17 protein-coding genes and 1 CRISPR repeat array are annotated in these 17515 nt (G+C 37.5%); of the genes, 2 read left to right on the top strand and 15 right to left on the bottom strand.

Going from position 1 to position 17515, the window contains the following annotated elements; translation table 11 throughout:
* Positions 1-10: 10 nt before the first annotated feature.
* Entirely contained in the window at positions 11-1150 is a 1140-nt protein-coding gene (locus IEU71_RS01755; protein ID WP_004914689.1) for a PTS sugar transporter subunit IIC, read from the bottom strand.
* A 370-nt stretch (positions 1151-1520) separates the two neighbouring features.
* On the opposite strand from IEU71_RS01755, the gene IEU71_RS01750 reads away from it, so the two are divergent.
* Entirely contained in the window at positions 1521-1832 is a 312-nt protein-coding gene (locus tag IEU71_RS01750; RefSeq protein WP_004914691.1) for a hypothetical protein, read from the top strand.
* The gene (locus IEU71_RS01745) at positions 1829-2536 is read left to right on the top strand and encodes a hypothetical protein (RefSeq protein WP_004914693.1); all 708 of its coding nucleotides are present in this window, start codon (positions 1829-1831) and stop codon (positions 2534-2536) included. The genes IEU71_RS01750 and IEU71_RS01745 overlap by 4 nt, the downstream gene beginning before the upstream one ends.
* A 32-nt stretch (positions 2537-2568) precedes the next feature.
* Here IEU71_RS01745 and IEU71_RS01740 read toward each other — a convergent pair whose 3' ends face one another.
* The 14 genes from IEU71_RS01740 to cas9 (IEU71_RS01675) form a co-directional block, all read right to left on the bottom strand.
* Positions 2569-3405: a DUF368 domain-containing protein gene (locus IEU71_RS01740; RefSeq protein WP_080519666.1), complete on the bottom strand. Its 837-nt coding sequence runs from the start codon at positions 3403-3405 to the stop codon at positions 2569-2571.
* A gap of 65 nt (positions 3406-3470) precedes the next feature.
* Entirely contained in the window at positions 3471-4001 is a 531-nt protein-coding gene (locus IEU71_RS01735) for an adenine phosphoribosyltransferase (protein ID WP_004914696.1), read from the bottom strand.
* 35 nt (positions 4002-4036) lie between these two features.
* Positions 4037-6004, bottom strand: coding sequence for a single-stranded-DNA-specific exonuclease RecJ (gene recJ / locus IEU71_RS01730; protein ID WP_004914700.1), 1968 nt, complete (start codon positions 6002-6004; stop codon positions 4037-4039).
* Positions 5991-6947: a ribonuclease Z gene (rnz, locus tag IEU71_RS01725; protein ID WP_004914702.1), complete on the bottom strand. Its 957-nt coding sequence runs from the start codon at positions 6945-6947 to the stop codon at positions 5991-5993. The genes recJ and rnz overlap by 14 nt, the downstream gene beginning before the upstream one ends.
* 111 nt (positions 6948-7058) lie before the next feature.
* Positions 7059-7580, bottom strand: a complete 522-nt coding sequence (gene msrA / locus IEU71_RS01720; protein ID WP_004914704.1) for a peptide-methionine (S)-S-oxide reductase MsrA — start codon at positions 7578-7580, stop codon at positions 7059-7061.
* A gap of 60 nt (positions 7581-7640) precedes the next feature.
* Entirely contained in the window at positions 7641-8594 is a 954-nt protein-coding gene (locus IEU71_RS01715) for a ketopantoate reductase family protein (protein WP_004914706.1), read from the bottom strand.
* 118 nt (positions 8595-8712) lie between these two features.
* The gene (gene trmD / locus IEU71_RS01710; protein WP_036068191.1) at positions 8713-9453 is read right to left on the bottom strand and encodes a tRNA (guanosine(37)-N1)-methyltransferase TrmD; all 741 of its coding nucleotides are present in this window, start codon (positions 9451-9453) and stop codon (positions 8713-8715) included.
* The gene (gene rimM / locus IEU71_RS01705; RefSeq protein ID WP_004914712.1) at positions 9453-9974 is read right to left on the bottom strand and encodes a ribosome maturation factor RimM; all 522 of its coding nucleotides are present in this window, start codon (positions 9972-9974) and stop codon (positions 9453-9455) included. The genes trmD and rimM overlap by 1 nt, the downstream gene beginning before the upstream one ends.
* A gap of 44 nt (positions 9975-10018) precedes the next feature.
* Complete coding sequence (locus IEU71_RS01700) at positions 10019-10501, bottom strand: methylated-DNA--[protein]-cysteine S-methyltransferase (protein WP_004914714.1); 483 nt, start codon at positions 10499-10501, stop codon at positions 10019-10021.
* A 560-nt stretch (positions 10502-11061) separates the two neighbouring features.
* A CRISPR array of direct repeats spans positions 11062-11360; the repeat unit is 35 nt; unit sequence TATAAAGCCCCATTGATCTGACATACATCTGAAGC.
* Between the two features lie 20 nt (positions 11361-11380).
* Positions 11381-12046, bottom strand: coding sequence for a type II-A CRISPR-associated protein Csn2 (gene csn2, locus IEU71_RS01695; RefSeq protein WP_036067090.1), 666 nt, complete (start codon positions 12044-12046; stop codon positions 11381-11383).
* Positions 12043-12348 carry a CRISPR-associated endonuclease Cas2 gene (gene cas2 / locus IEU71_RS01690; protein WP_004914720.1) on the bottom strand — a complete coding sequence of 102 codons (306 nt, stop codon included), beginning with the start codon at positions 12346-12348 and terminating at the stop codon, positions 12043-12045. Before cas2 ends, csn2 begins: the two co-directional genes overlap by 4 nt.
* Before the next feature lie 11 nt (positions 12349-12359).
* Positions 12360-13235, bottom strand: a complete 876-nt coding sequence (gene cas1 / locus IEU71_RS01685) for a type II CRISPR-associated endonuclease Cas1 (protein WP_004914722.1) — start codon at positions 13233-13235, stop codon at positions 12360-12362.
* A 191-nt stretch (positions 13236-13426) separates the two neighbouring features.
* Positions 13427-14854, bottom strand: a complete 1428-nt coding sequence (cas9, locus tag IEU71_RS01680; protein WP_051000484.1) for a type II CRISPR RNA-guided endonuclease Cas9 — start codon at positions 14852-14854, stop codon at positions 13427-13429.
* Complete coding sequence (gene cas9 / locus IEU71_RS01675; protein WP_004914726.1) at positions 14851-17502, bottom strand: type II CRISPR RNA-guided endonuclease Cas9; 2652 nt, start codon at positions 17500-17502, stop codon at positions 14851-14853. The genes cas9 (IEU71_RS01680) and cas9 (IEU71_RS01675) overlap by 4 nt, the downstream gene beginning before the upstream one ends.
* Positions 17503-17515: the final 13 nt, after the last annotated feature.

Genomic DNA, 17515 nt, shown 5'->3' with positions numbered 1-17515 from the left:
CTTGGTTAAATTAGATCATTTCCAAGTGCAACTGTTGTGGCTTAGCCCAACCAATTTTACGCATAATGCGATAGCCAATAAATGAAACAACGACTGGTACAGCAACGCCGACACCCATATAAGCAGCAAATGCAACTGGGTTAGATCCTGCCAATGCCAATGGCACAATGAATGAGTTAAATCCGATACCTGCCATCGCGAATGGTGCCGTCACATGGAAGACCATTGTTGCAATTGGCGCAGCAATTGCGGCGCCAATCATTGGTGGGATAATCAAAGCTGGATTTTCTGTCAAATTAGGGAATTGAATTTTTGGTGTTACAATACCTTGTGCAATGGTTGCCCCAATCTTGTTTTCATGGAATGACATTGCAGGGAAACCAACGAATACTGCGGTTGTACCAATCAAGATAGCACCGGCTGCTTCCGGCGACGTTACACCCGTGGCACCAATAGCAACTGCCAATGCGGCGGCTGAGGCTGGTGTCATTGTCAAAGCACCGAATACCATCGCAACAACAGCTGTTCCAATAATTGGGTTAACTGCAACACTTGAAGCAATGAAAGCACCAATAGCAACCAAAATTGGTGTTGTTACAGCGGCCAAATAGTAACCCGCAACTGTTCCAACAATTGTTGTTGCAGCAGGGACAATCACCATATCCAATGGTGTTTTTCCACTCAACCATTTACCAAACAACACGGCAATCAAACCAGCCAATACAGCCGAAATCGGTTGTCCAGTTGTAATAATTGCTGACCCAGCAGCTTGTGCACCGGCATAACCAGTTGCGGTAACACCTTGCACAGCTTTATCAGTGAAAAATACAGCGTTAGCACCAACCGCTGATGCAGCCATAGCACTAAACATAACCATTGTATTGGTCTTCATTTGTGAAGCAATCGCTGCGCCAAAAGCAGCTGGCAACATTACTTTTGTGATGGCACCCATTTGTACCATTGGTGCCCAGTGAATAAATCCTGCAATTGTTTGCAACAATAGGCCCATACCCAACGTCACCAATATTGCATTAGAGACAGCGGCGCTGACTTTGTACACTGTATCGCGAATTGATTCTTTGTCGACCGCTGCTGACTTTTTGTTACTTGCTGATTTTACCTGTTTTGCTGTAATTGCATTTTGTGCCATAATTCTTTCTCCTTAAATGTGTGTTCTCCAATGTGAGCCCACAATCGTTGAGAAAAATAAAAATGTCCCAACGATTGCTCGTTAGGACATTCCTACCTAACCAGCCACCAAACTTATCAATGACGATAGTCTAGTAGCTGATGTTGCTCAAATAACAACCTACTAGACTCAAATGAGTTGGAGGTTGAGGAGGAGGGCGTTATTGAATTTGATGGTCATGTGCTTTGTCATGATACGACTCCTTATATTTGAGCGACGAATGCGCTATTACTTTATGAATATTAATATACACTACTAATATTTACATGTCAATACTTTTTCTAAATTCTAATAAAAGTGTAGTATAATTGAATGATTGGAGGGTTTATCTATGAAAAAATTATTTCAATTCATTGGTGCTATTGTCACAATCATTGTTGTATTACTGATTCTCATCCCTATTCTACTGGTCGTTATCGGTGTCGCTGTGCCAGTTGTTTTGAGTATCATTGGTATTGCACTATTATTTGCTCTCATTGTCGCAGCTATTGGTGGTATTATCGCTATGCTCACAATGTGGCGCTTTAGACGTGATATCAAAAACAATGATTTTGACTTTGAACATCATGGTAAACATTATAACGTCCACATTGATAAAAAAGGCGCAAGCTTTAAAAATCGACGCGACGTGACTGAAGAATGATAGCCTATCTTGAACTGCTCAATCAATGGGCCAAAAAGTTTGAAACAACTTCTGATATTCTTTTTAAAATTCAAGCAGCTCAAGAAGCTATGATCTGCTTGAATCAACATCAATTACCTAAAAGCAACTTACCCCTATTATCATTTTCAGAAAGAGACATTTTTAGTAATTTTGCTTTAATGCCACTGGATGATGATTTAGCCATGTTTCGACAAGAAATTATTACAACATTCGGGCTTTGGCATATTCCTAATCAACAATGGTTGATGGACTTACATCATTTTATCAGTGGCCGTTCAGTATTAGAAATCATGGCTGGCAATGCTGTCATTTCTGCTGGGCTTCGCCAACTCAATGATCAAGTTGCCAGTACAGACAATTTTGATTGGCGCGGTCAGGATATTTTGGCACCAGAACCATGGACTTATGTTGAACAAGAAGATGCACTTAAAAGCGTCAAACAGAGAACCTTTGATGTTTTAATTTTAAGTTGGGCTCCTGACACTCAAAACATTGACTGGCAAGTTCTGACTGCATTGCGTAGCAAAGGATTTACAGGGGATTTTATTGTCATTGGTGAGCAAAATGGTGTCACAAATTCTCCTGACTTTTGGCAAAATGCAATTTTATCGGAACCAGAAATTCTCAATCAAAACCATCAACCCTTTGATACTATCAAAGACGCTGTTTGGTTAGTCAAATAAAAACGATTACGAATTCTCACGTAATCGTTTTTTTATTTGTATTTTTTTTCTAAACTGCTCATCCAGTAGCCTAATACGATACCTAAAGCAAACAAAATCGCACTAACTATGACACTGGTCATGTTGAAACCACTATAATCAGCAACTGGTGGGATGACAATTAAGATTGTTGAAACCACAACAATCGCCAAAATAAAGTGGTAAACAAGTGAATAAAAATGTTGTAACAGATAACTCATGACTTTAGAAAAAGAAACTAAAGTCACGATTGCCCCCACAGCAATTGGTATGAAGACACCCATATCCGCGCGCTTGAAGCCAGCTAACATTGGATCGAAAAGGCCAAGATATAACAAAAAATTCGACGGACTTAAGCCTGGCACTATCACACCGAGCGCAATGAGAGCCCCTGCCAACAACCAAGAGAAGAAATTAATTGGCATTTGTCCAAAAATAGCAGTCATGTTATACAAAAATAACCCGCCAACAACTGCTGTTACACCAAACATGATCCAATCACGATAACTGCGCCCTTTTTTTGCACTTTCCTTGAATAGTGCAGGCAATGTACCAACAATTGCACCAGCAAATCCCCAAAGCACCATTGCTTTATAAGAGACCAGTAAAAACTCAAGTGGTCGACTGAGTAAAATAATGCCAGCAATTCCACCCAAACCGACTGGCAAAAAAAACGCAAAATCTCGTTTGAAATTTTGACGAATATGAGCCATAAAATTGAGCATTCGCTCGTAAAGCCCTAATATAGCAGCAAGAACGCCGCCTGAAACGCCTGGTAAAATAAAACCTAAGGCAATAAAAACACCTTTTATAAAGCGAATAAACCAATTCGTAATTTGTTTTTTTTCCATAGCATTAAGATTAAAGGATAAATGAGAAGGTGTCAAGCTCTGCCACTATCCCATTTTTGAAACTTTTAATATTCCATCAACGCTAAAAATGGTACTTCCCCTGCTTCCATGATCTTCTCACGACCATGTAAATCTTCTAGCTCAATAATGAAAGCAACACCGGCAACAATACCACCTAATTTTTCAATGATTTCTCGTGTCGCATTAATTGTGCCACCAGTAGCGAGTAAGTCATCAACAATCAAAACACGCTGACCTGGTTTGATAGCATCCTCATGAATTTCAAGTTCGTTGACGCCACCATACTCAAGTGTATAGGAGGCACTGACAGCTTTACGCGGAAGTTTGCCACCTTTGCGCGCTGGAACAAAACCAATTCCCAAAGTGTAGGCTAATGGTGACCCGACAATGAAGCCACGCGACTCAGGACCTGCAATTAAAGCAACATCCAATTGCTTGGCAAAATCTGCTATCGCGTCAACCGCTTGTTTGTAAGCAACGCCATCCCCCATCAGTGGTGAAATGTCACGAAAATTAACGCCTTGTTCAGGAAAGTTTTCTACTGTTGCAACGTAATCATGTAAATCTACTGTCATTCTTTTTCTCTGAGCCAAAGCTCATACTTTCTAAATTATCGACCAGCTAAATATTTTTGATATGTTTTGGAAGTCGTTAACGATTTTTGTGCGGCATTTGGGTTAATTTTGACAAAACCGTCATGTACCGACACAAAATCTAACTCGATAAACACTTGCACCATAATATTTAGGTCCGTTTTGCTAATATTGAATTGTTTGGCAATTTTATCCAAATTTTCGGCAAAATTCAAGGTTTGATTGTGATAAATAAATTTATATAAACTTGCAAAAAACCTTTTATGCTCTTCATTATCATCTTTTTGAACCGGTAAATCAACATCAAGTAATAATAATTGTAATGTTTTTTTGCCTCGAAAATAATTCAAACCTAACGTACCAACCATGGCATGACCATTAGGCTGTGCGACTACCGGCAACCAGTCAGGGTGATTAAAACCAAGTACCTCAACATTATTTTGTAATTTTAACTTGATATGTTGTTTAGCATTGCCTATTGTGACAGCACTAACAACACTTGGTGATTTCAAAGCAAAGACAGGCTGTGGATTATCTGTTCCAAATGGTTCCATCATTTGCAAATCATGATAAATTTCAGTTGTCATCGCTTCAGGTGGCAAAACTAAATTGACATCAATTGGCTCAGGTTTCACAATAATTTGATTATTTTGTGATCGTATTTGTTCAATTAACTTTTTTAAGTTATCTGGCTTTATTGCCAAACCCAAAGCACTTTTGTGCCCACCGAACGTTTCGTATAAATGGCGATAGTTATTCATCAATTGATACAAGTCAAAATCACCAAATGTTCGGCCCGATCCTTTATAAATACCATCAACTAAACTCAAAACAATCACTGGTTTTTGGAGCATATCAACCAATCGACTAGCAACAATTCCCAAAATACCTTGGTGCCAATTATCCCCTGCTACAATAATCACTTTATCTTGCTGATATTTATCTGACAAAGCAACTTGTTTCGCTGCGCCCAAAACTTCCTCAACAATTTCTTGTCGCTGAGCATTCAATGCTTCAACCTCAGAAGCTAAGGTAGTGGCTTCATCTGGATCTTGACTCATCAACAGTTTTAATGATAAATCAGCATCTCCAAGTCGTCCCACCGCATTTATGCGTGGTGCAATCTTAAAGCCGACTGTTTCTGAAATCACTGGTTCATTATCTTTTTGCCCAGCGTTCTTTAAAACGGCACTCAAGCCTGGACGTGGCGCTTGATTGATTTGATGCAAACCAAGCGCAACAAGGACACGATTTTCGTCGGTTAGTGACACCATATCTGCTAATTCGCCTAATGCCACCAAATCTAAAAGTTCTGTGGGTAGCTCAGAAATATCAGCGGCAGTTTGACCATCACTGAGTAACGCCTGCGCCACTTTGAATGCCACACCAGCTCCTGACAAATCACCAAATGGATAGTTCCCTTCAGGATGTCTTGGATGTACAATTGCAAAAGCGTTTGGCAGTTTTGTGGGTAATTCATGATGATCAGTAATAATGACATCAATCCCTTGCGCCATTGCATATTCAACAGCTTCATGACCACTAACACCATTATCAACTGTCACAATTAGCTGCGCACCGTCTGCAATTAGTTTTTGGTACGCCGCTAGGTTAGGGCCATAACCATCAGAAAAGCGGTTTGGAATATAGGCCGTCACATCAGCGCCTAAAACCTCTAGTGCCTCGACCATGATGGCTGAACTAGTAACGCCATCCATATCGTAATCGCCATATACAACAATTTTTTCTCCGCCAAACGCGGCTTCCTGCAAACGTTCAATTGTGATCGCCATATCATGGAGCGCCATCGGATCATGGAGCGTAGACATACTAGGCTTTAAATACTGAAAAGCAGCCTCAGGCGAATCATAACCTTTTTGCGCAACAATCATCGCGGAAAGTTGGCTAATATTCAATTGTGACACCAGTTGCTTAACAACTTTGTCATTTGGTTTTGGCAACATATGCCAGTTACTTTGACTCATGAATTTCTTTCTTAAATGGAATTTCGATCACATCCAAATCTCGTGCAACATACGTGTTTGGAAATACTTTGCGCACATCTTGAATGAGATTTTTGACCAATGGACCAACATATCGTGCTGATAAATGTGTTAGCACTAGCTTGCCAACTTGGGCTTTTTTCGCCACATTAGCTGCGTTAATACTAGTTGAATGAGCGTGTGCTCTCGCCATCTTTGATTCTTCATCACTGGCACCATAAGTGCTTTCATGAACTAATACATCAGCATGATGGGCCAATAAAGCAATATTATCATTGGGCCGCGTGTCTAAAATCAATGTCACGACACGTCCTTTTTGTGTTTCCCCGATGTAATCCAGTCCGCTTATCGTGCGTCCGTCAGCTAATGTCACGGTTTTACCAGCTTTTAATCGCCCATATATGGGCCCAGAAGGTATATTTTCAGCACGTAACTTGTCAACCAAGAGTTCTCCTGGATGATCTTTTTCAACGACGCGGAATCCCCAAGTTTCAATGCGGTGACGCATAGGTGCGGCAATCACTTGAAAAGTCGGATCATCAAAAATAATTCCCTCCTGCAAAGCCACATAATTGATAGGATAAGACAAGCGTGTTTCAGAAACACGCAAAGCAGTCTGGACAAAATCTTTAATGCCCTTAGGGCCATAGATCGTTAATGGTTCATTTTTATCAGCACCTTGAAAAGAGCGAGAGCTCAAAAAACCAGGAAGGCCAAAAATATGATCCCCGTGTAAGTGAGAGATAAAAATTTTTTCAACCTTGCGTGGTCGAATTGTCGTTTTTAAAATTTGGTGTTGTGTGGCTTCCCCAACATCAAAAAGCCAGACAGCATTTCGTTCATCCAGTAACCGTAAAGCAATACTAGTCACATTTCTAAATTTAGATGGCTGGCCAGACCCAGTTCCAAGAAATTCAAGTTGCATGTTTTTTTACCTACGGCGTGCTTTCCTTTTAACGTTCATAACGAAATCAATTATAACAAAAAAAAAGCGTCTCCGCTCATTTTCACTGTTTTTCAGTATCCTAACAATCTGTTAATCTTGTTGCCAATTAGCTAGTTTGAAAGCTAATCGTTGCTCCATCTCAAGCGCTTCGCGAGTCGGATCTTTCTTGTAAAATTCTTGATGATACTCTTCAGCTTCATAAAATGGTTTAACATCTTCAATCGTTGTGACAATTGGATCGGTAAATCGGCCAGACGCGGCTAATTTCGCTTTAGATTGTTCGGCAATTTGGCGCTGTTTTTCGTCAGCAACAAAGATAACAGGTCGATAGTTATCACCACGATCTTGAAATTGCCCCATTGCGTCAGTTGGATCTGTTGGTTCCCAATAGATCTCAACTAATTCTGCATAAGTTATTTTTTCGGGATCAAACCAAATTTTAACTGCTTCTGTATGACCAGTGGTGTGTGATGATACTTCCTCATAAGTTGGATTAACCGTGTGTCCACCTGTATACCCAGAACGGACCTTTTCAATTCCCGGTAACGAATCAAAAGGTTGCACCATGCACCAAAAGCAACCGCCTGCAAATACTGCTGTTTCAATTGCCATTATTTTCTCCTTACAAATTAAAAGTAAAATGATTTTATTCTAATTTTACTTTAATTGTCATCAAATTTCAAAGGTTTCTTGTTGTTTGGCCAATTTAACACGTTCAATATCTTCTTTTGCATGAATTAATCGTGTTACAAGTGCATTAAAAGGTGTGGCGATATGATTTTCACGTCCCAATTTAGCAAAATAGCCATTCAAAAAGTCGATTTCAGTTCGTTTACCAGCTTGAATATCTTGGTACATTGATGGGTAGTGATTACCCGCGTTTTCTGGTTTTAGCAAATTCGACAAATCGCTTAAAATACTATTCACATCGACATTAACGCCAGCCACGTCACCAACTTGCTTAATCTCATCTAAAATGTTCAATGCAAGATCCATACCATTCCCTGCTGTGCCAAATTCAGCAATATTAGCATCAAGTAAGACTGTCAATGGGTTAAGGAAAGAATTAATGCCCGCTTTATGCCAAATAGCTTCTACAACATTATCGGATACCTCAGCATTAAGCCCTGCTTCATTCAAAGCAGTGACAACAGCGGTAATATCTGCGTGATCAATCGCTTGCAACTTGATGGAGCCTGTACCGGTCACATGAATTTCACCAGGTTGAACCAAATCAGATGTCCACAAAGTTACCCCAGCAATAATTTGTTGTGATGACACATGCTTTGCCATTACTTCAACATTACCTAGTCCATTTGACAAGACTAATAACTGCGTTTGTTTTGTGATAAGCGGTTGAATATCAGTTAACATACGATCCAATTGTGGCGTTTTCGTCAATAAAATCACCAAATCAAATTCACCAGTAACTTCTTTGGATGTCATGACTGGAATAAAATATTTTTTAGATGACCCGTCATCCTCTGTCACAGTCAATCCCTTAGTGTTGATTGCTGCAATGTGTTCTGCCCAGCCATCTATACCAGTTACATCATGACCAGCGCGTTGCAACATTACACCAACTCGCGCACCCAATGCACCAAAACCCGCAATTGCAATTTTCATGATTTATTGTTGCATATCACCCAATCAGTAGCGATTGTGATACACTTCCTCCACTTTACTTATTAGTACCGTACCATATTTTCTCATTAATAAGTAAAATAAAAGGCTAAGATTTTTCTTAGCCTTCCGTCATTTCTTCAGTTCTAATGTCATCGAGTAAATCACGTTCTTGTGCGGATAATTGACGATTTTCTAGCAAATCCGGTCGTCGCAAGTAGGTCCGTCGTAGCGATTCTTTCAGACGCCACTCTGCAATTTTAGCATGATTACCGCTAGTTAAAACTTCCGGCACTTGTCGTCCTCTAAAGTCTGCCGGTCTAGTGTATTGCGGAAATTCAAGTAGTCCATTTTGAAAGGAATCATCATCAGCACTTGAAGCGTTACCAAGAATTTCTGGTAAGAAGCGCACTGTGGCATCAATAATAACCATCGCACCCAGTTCACCACCAGTCAAAACATAATCTCCAAGTGAAATTTCATCATCCACTAACTCACGAATACGATCATCATAGCCTTCATAATGACCCGCAATAAATGTCAAATGATCATATTGCGCCAGTTCTTGTGCAACAGCGTGATTAAACTGTCGTCCAGCAGGATCCAGTAGAATCACATGTCCCTTATCACCGGCTTTTTTTTCAACGTCGGCCATCGCATCAAAAATTGGTTGTGGCATCAATAACATGCCCGCACCACCACCGAATGGATAATCATCAACATTATTATGCTTGTTGTCCGTAAAATCTCGGAAATCAGTCACATTAAAATCAAGTGCTTGTTTGTCAATCGCTTTTCCGATAATGGATTGGCGCATTGGCGCAAACATATCTGGAAAAAGGCTTAAAACATCAATTCGCATTAATCTAACAACCCTTCTAAAACATCAATGGTAATCAATTTGTCGTCAGCGTTTATTTCCTTTACAACATCATCAATCAGCGGAATGAGCGCATCAGATTGACCTTCACGTTTAACAATCCAAACATCATTAGCGCCAGTGGTCATAATCTCTTTAACGATACCGATATGATTGCCTGATAAGTCAACAACCTCACTATCAATGATTTCATCATAATAATATTCATCATCGCCAAGTTCTGGACGTGAATTACCTTCTACATAAACGTCATCACCTTTGTATTTTTCGATCTCGTTAATATTGCTGACACCGTCGAAGAGTACCAACCAAGCATTTTTGTGTAAACGTGAGGATTTAACTGTTACCGGTACGCGACCTTGTTTTGTATCAATAAAAAGAGACGCTCCTTTTTGGAAGCGTTCTTCTGCAAAATCGGTGATAGCCATAATTTTGACTTCGCCACGGATACCATGCGTATTAACAATTGTGCCAACTTTAAAAAAATTATCTGTATTAGTCATGACTCTATTGTATCAGGTTTTTAAGTAACAACCTATACTCCATGTCAATCAATTTTAATGCCTTCTAGGGTTAATAGTTGGGTTTTGACTAAAGTACCATATTGAAATTTGCCAGCGCCACCACTTTTAGGCAAAATACGATGACAAGCATTAATAATTGGCAGTGGATTTTTACCAACAGCGCTTGCAACAGCACGAATCGCCTTAGGACGACCGACTTTTGCTGCTAATTGACTATAAGTCAATGTGCCTTTGAACTGATTAAGCATTCGCCAGACTGATTTTTGAAATTCAGTACCCGAAAGAAAATCAATTGGCACACGCGTCCAGTCAACTGGCAAACCGTTTTCATATTCGTGGAACAGTTGCGCAACCGGCAGTGTATCTTGTTCTAACTCATATCCCTGATATTCAGACAGAAACTCAGCTACCCCATCGTTTGCCAAACTGATAAAAACTAAATGTCCATCATGCTCAAAAAGAGTTAAATGACCATCCAAAAATGTAATTGTTTCATACTTAATCATATGTTTAGTTTATCATGATGGTAATGATTCAACAATTTTGTTGCATTAAAAGTTAACCCTATTTGCCAAAATAGTTTTACTTATTTTTTTCAACTTTAAGCGATGTGAGTTGGCTTAATAATTTACGTATTCGTGAATTGCATGTATCAGATTCTGTTTCATTAAAATCAGTACCGAAGACTTTCCATAGCAGATAAGCAATACCCAAGACCAACAAAAAACCGCCAAAAACTTCAATAATAAGTATATCGGGAATTAAAATGACAATAACAGTTGTTAAAAATATAGCAAATATAAATGCAGGTATAATATTTCTCCATTCTGCGATAATATTAATTGCTAAACTGCTGTTTAGTTACCATTTATAATATCATTAAATTTTTGTAATAGATATCTCATTTAAATCTTTTTTAGGATTAAAATAAAAATTATTTTGGGTGATGCTTCCCACTGAAACTTGATTGCGATTTGAAATAATTGCGGGTTTTTAAGTATTCGGATAATATATTATTGGCCTGCCCCACTGAAGCTCTTTTTAAAACGGTTATATAAAGTTTGAGTATAAAGCCCCATTGATCTGACATACATCTGAAGCTGAAGCATTGTTTTGGGGAACTATGGTTTTGTATAAAGCCCCATTGATCTGACATACATCTGAAGCGTAGGCTTGCTGCGTCTTTATTACCATAATATATAAAGCCCCATTGATCTGACATACATCTGAAGCCAAAGGGGTATTCAACCGGCGATACAAAGAGTATAAAGCCCCATTGATCTGACATACATCTGAAGCCAAAGGGGTATTCAACCGGCGATACAAAGAGTATAAAGCCCCATTGATCTGACATACATCTGAAGCAGACCACCTGTTCGCATTGGCTAGTCACTTCCAAATTGAACAAAATCTTCATCAAAGAAGACTTCGTGGTATGCCTCGCCATTTTTTTTGATGGGTGACGCAGCCATTCCAAGGGATAATACTTTCATGCCGTGAGTCATGCTAAAATCATGTAAACTCAAAATTTCCAGTGGCTTTAAATAGAGATGTATATTATTAAAGACTAAAATGCGCTGCTCTGAAAAGTCAGACATAATACGTACCACGTCTACTATTTTATCATATGCCGACCCACTATTGATAGTATCAATTAGCACCTTTTGTGATTTGATCAACTCATTAAAATCCCATTCTCGTTCAATACGTAAAGGTAAATCATTATCAAAAAGTATTTGTTGGAAAATCGTTTTAATCGCCATATCATATCGTGCTAGCTGCATTAAATTATCTTCATCAGCATGACATGCAATAAGACTCAAAATAGATTTAGCATAAATTTTACTCAAATCAATTTTATTTTCAATGCCACCAATGTACTGTACTGCTTTATTAAGGGAAATTAATTGACCATTTTCACTAAATATCAATTGATCTCCCACTTGTAGCTCCTGTATCCATTGCCAATAATATCTGGCGGTCTGGAAATTGACAAAAGTAACGCCTTCATTAACTATAATAGGTTCATTGGGATAAAGTGTCATTTTCATATAATCACCAATCTATCGTTCGTGTTACGTACATCTTGTTTTGATTCACCGGTCAGAAATTTCATGCTAGCATACTGTTTCTCAGTGATAATGAGTGTTTGAACTAACCCATCGGACGGTGCTGATTTTGCTAAACGTTTTTCTAGTAAAGCTGCAGATTGTTTATTTGTCGTGACACGTACATACACTGACTCTTGAATCATTAAAAAACCTTCTGATAACAATAATTTTCTAAATTGACGATAATTTCGCCGATTTTCACTTGTCTCAACTGGCAAATCAAACATTACCATCAATCGCATGATACGATACCTCATATTTCAAAATTCCAATCTGGAAAAGCAGATTCATGATTTAAATAACCAACAGATGTACGTACAATATCACCAATGGCCTGAGTTAACAACATTTCTTTTCCGTTAATGTTTAGACTTTGATTTAGTACATCAATTAGCTCAAATTTTATTTCATTTGTTAATTGTGCCTCCATTGCATAGCGTTTAACAGTACGGTCAATAATTGGCCGAAAGGGTTCCATAAAGTCAGAAGCTAAATTATAGTGGTTATGTGGACCCTCATGGTGAATTGCTAACTCAGTAAGATACCCAGCAGCAGAAATTTCTCTTGCTACCGCGGCCGCCAATATAGAATAACCGTAATCAAGCATATCGTTGATGCCAATATTTTCTCCTGAACGAACAAAATCATTCCCAAATAATCTTGGGAAATATAATCTGGCTGCAACTGCTTCACGATTGCTAGTATCACCTACTTCAATTGTTGCCAAAAGTGCATTGATACTTTCAATATCTGTCACTCGATATTCATTAAGTAATGCGACTTGATTTTGAATTTTACATTTCACAATTTTTGACCATAATAATGCTTTATCATTTGTTCCCCATTCAATTTGTTTATGAATATTCTGATTACGATTACTGTTAAGATGATAAGCATTAATTTCACCAATCGGGGCCCCGTTAAGATCTGAAAACACAATTTTAATACCGCTCTTAATAATTTCAGCAATCGCATATGTTGTAATGACTGCGCGCGTTGTTGTAATCACAATTGCTTGAATGTCTTCAAGTGGTATTTGATAAACATCTGAGTCAGTTTGAACAACTAACTGATTCAGCTTATACTTAATCTTACAATGTTGTGTAATAACGATATTTCGCCATGCCATCTTGTTTTCGCTCCTAAAATATGCTTTAATAGTCGTAGAGAGACTAGTCATCTCTCAGGGTATAGAAACCATTGATCTGACATACAAAGTTGAAGTAACGCAAGGCGTCAGCCAAGCTTATTGACTCTTTACGAGTGGCCCTATGGCCGTACATAAAATCCCGTGTTGCCTTTGCAACACGGGATTTATCTTTATTCATCCTTTATTACATTAGCTAACTCAGCTACAGTGACTCTTCTTTCAAATATGCCCGTTGGCGACTGGAAAATGAATATGTCATGTGGCTGCATTTTACCATTACTTATTAACTGACCAGCACTCGTTCCTTTTTCTGTTTCAGTTTTGAATCCATACAGCACGCCGTTAACTTTACCGCCAATTTTTCCTACTGCACCTAATTGATTTTTTGATATGTTCATAAATTTTAGTAAGGAATTTATAACATTTCTCTTTGCTTCATCAGGCATTTTGTCAAATAGATACTTATTATCAAATATTTTGTTGTACATAACCTGATGAATGCCAAACACAAACTTATCGTGTAATGTTGCCAGCAAAGACTCAAAAACTTTCTTATATTCATCATCAGTTACTGAGTGATTAAGATAAATATTATCCAATATTTTTTTGACATCTACACTAGGTACAAATTCAAAATTATTATGATAATCTCCACCTGTTGCGATTCTCAAGCTAGCAAACTTTGATTTTTGTGGATCTGAACTATTACTTAATAATATTGGCTGTCCCACAAGAATATGGTTCAAAATCACTTTTGCATCAGGATATTTATCGTGAAGATATTGTTCACTGCTATTGCGAGCATACATTGGTATAGAAAGCCACCTGTATTCATCGTGGTTTAAAATCAAAACTGAATATTCATTCTGCAGTTTATTAAATCCACCATATAAGTCGATATTTTTGCTCTTTGAAATTTGTAATTGTGCTTTCTTTTTTCCAGATCCTTTAGCACTAATTAAATTCGCATCATACATTGCACCTTTATTATCTTGAAGCTTTGTTGTCACTAAAATTTTCTTATAACTCACCACTTTTAGTAAGTAATCTAAATCATCTTTTGACCAATAGTTATTTTTAACAACTTTCAGTTCACCAGTTTCATAGTCAAGTTTGCCTCGGGTTGCCGTTTGCATAGAACCGACCACAAACCCAAACGGATTAACACGACCATAGTTGGTGTTTTTACGAGCTGTTTCAATCCATTTTTTCGTATAACGATTATACTCATTCCCGACGCTATCTGATAACTTTCCGGCTTTCATAAAGCCTTTATTTTCAATATACTGACCAACTGTTGCCACGAACAATGCATCATGGGCATGGTGATAATCATTAATATCACGATTTTTTGGCACTTTCGTATAATGGCGCATATCTGTCGTCATATTTGATTTGACTGCAACTGCCTTTGTATGATTAAAGTGAGAATCAATCAATGAAGATACGTTAACAATGATTTGTCTCGTTTCAACCAGTGCTCGAGCAATAAAACGTTCTTTTTGTTGTTCTGAAAAATCACCTCGACGTGTCAAATTTTCAAATTTGCGCTTACTAATAAAGCCTTGATCTTTCATTCGTAACCATAGTGGTTTCATTTTTTCGACAACTTCACTGGGTACCACAGAAGCATTCGTTTTAGGCGATTTGCTTTTGATGAAACTAAAACACGATTATCAAACGAATTGTCTTTGGTGTAAGCTTGAGGAATAATGTGATCAATATCATAGCTAGATAACTGATCAATATTTAACTCATCATTGGAATACATGTCTCGTCCCTGTTGCAAATAATACAAATATAGGCGATCATTTTGTAGATTTTCTTTGGTTTCACTCTCAAGTTGAGATTTAAGTTCTTTGAATGTTTGTTTTAGAGAATCATTTTCGTATAATTTTGACAGTAAATTTTTCCTAGAAAAAGATACACCAGATTGTTGATTTTCTCTGGCAAATTCTAAATAAACCCGTTCAGGTTCCCCACCCATCGCCTTAACAATATCATCAAGTATTCGAAAACTTTGCGTAATACCACGCTTAATCTTTTTATCTCCAGCTAGTTCTTGAATTTGATCATAGACATCATTAGTATCTGAACTATCACTTTTATTTTGTTCACTAATCCACTGACGAACACCATATAAGTCCTCTGCATTATTAATGATTTCCATTAAGTTAAGTTGTGTATGATACAGTGTGTCGATGATAGTTTGTCTACTTGTTGCAGGATAAAATGTCGAATTTGTGATTTTATTAACATCAACTACTTTTGAAGATAACAACTTGCGAGATAGCCGTCCCCAGCCGGTCCAGTGTTTTTCAGCTAATTGATTTGCTTGCGCCAATGTTAATTCTGAAATCATTGATAATTGTCTTAACAGTACAGTCTTATCTTCAAAAACAGTTTGCAATTCAATGATTTTTTCCAAGACATCTGATTTGACTGACTCAACAAAAGTTCTACCCAGCTTATCAACCAAATAATTGTAGCTAGACAATTTACTATTAAAAGTTTTTTCATTCGTATCTGATAAGCCTGTGATTTGTATACTTGGCGCAGCGTAACCATTGGCAATTAAATAATTCTTAACATCCTTAGCAGAAACACTATTTTGGGTTTTAAATAAATGTTCAAAAACATCTTGCTTAATTTTCACATCTAATTTGTGATTATCTACACGGATGTTATTAAGTTCCTGCAAAACATTATACTTTTGATATAGCAACGAGTTTTGCGGCAAAGTCGGTTCACCAATTAAGTAAGTATCCATTCCTGTCAATCGCTCGATAAACTTCGCTGCTGACTTATCTTTATCAACAATTTCATTAAAATTCCATGGTGTTAGATTAGATAAACTAGTATTTTCTTTAAATTCTACCCAGTGATTTTGCCCACCGTCAGGATTATTACGATCAGCATTTTCTTTAGAAACGAGTGGACCAACATAATATGGCACTCTAAAATTAACCAATCCGGCGAGCTTTGTTTCAGTTTTACCATTTTGTGTATACGAATCGGCTAAAAATGGATAATATTTGCTTTGTTGCGAAATAATTTTATCTAATTCATTACGGTGTAGTTGATGCGGAATAGCCCCATTAATTTTGCTTCGTTGTGACGGCAAAAAATCATGATCATCAATTTTCTGCAATAACTCAATTTTCTTATCCTTTGAAATTATCGAGTCGTCAATTATTTTCTTAAAATACTTATCAACATTATCAACGTCTTTTTCCGCTAAATGAGCCTCATAGTATTTATCAAATTCTTTCTTCTTATCCTTACTAAATGAATTTAAAATATTTTCCTTAATGAATTTTAAATCGTCCTTGTGCACTTTATAACGTTCAACCATCGCTTCAGACACAGATTTAGCGTTACCAAGTAACATTTTTAAAGTTAATCCATCAAAAGATAATTTCAACAACGACAAGAATTCAATTTTCTGCTCATCTTGTAATAAATTAGAGAGCTCATCCAACTTAGCCTCAACCTCTTTATCAGAATACTTAAAGGGTTTACTATCAGTTACAGGGTGATTGATTTTTTTCTTTTCTTCCTTATCCAAATCACTAAGCGAAAACATAGCAACACTGTCAACTGAGTTACCAACAACAGCATTTAATATGGCTTTCAGTATCTTCTTCGCACCAGAGTTCGCTAATTGTACATGTTGCAAAACCCTGTCAACTCGTTCACTTTTACTTATTTTCGAATCACTGATTTCAGAAGAAATTTTATCTGGTAAATCCAATTGATCTAAGTTTAAAAACTTAACAGCATCGGGATAAAAAGTATTATCAAATTCACGCAATAATTCCAGAAATTTTTGCGCATCAAAACTACTATTTGCACTAATTTCACCTGAATTCAAAAAATGGCCACGATATTTAACAATATGGTGAATCGCTAAGTAAACTTCACGCAAGTCATGTTGTCGATTGTCTGTCATCAGCTTTTGGCGCAAATGATAAATTGTTGGATAATCTTGATAAAAAGCCTTTTCTTGTTCAGAATTATCAAAAACCCCTACACCAAAGTGTACATTATCAGTATCATTTTTATTAACCCAACTATATTTTAAGCGTGGCAAAAAGTTTTCATCAATTTTAGATAACTCCGATGCAAAAATATCATTCAGCAATCGCAAACGCCACCGACGACGTGATAAACGACGGCGTGTAGTACGATAACCACGTCGTTCAGCAGCAGTATCAGCTCCTTCAAACAGGCGTACCCCAATCAAATTCTTGCCTTTT

This window comes from Leuconostoc falkenbergense (assembly GCF_014634805.1).
Lineage (GTDB): Bacteria > Bacillota > Bacilli > Lactobacillales > Lactobacillaceae > Leuconostoc > Leuconostoc falkenbergense.
Note: the sequence above shows the minus strand (reverse complement) of the source record. Positions and strands in the feature narration are given on the sequence as shown.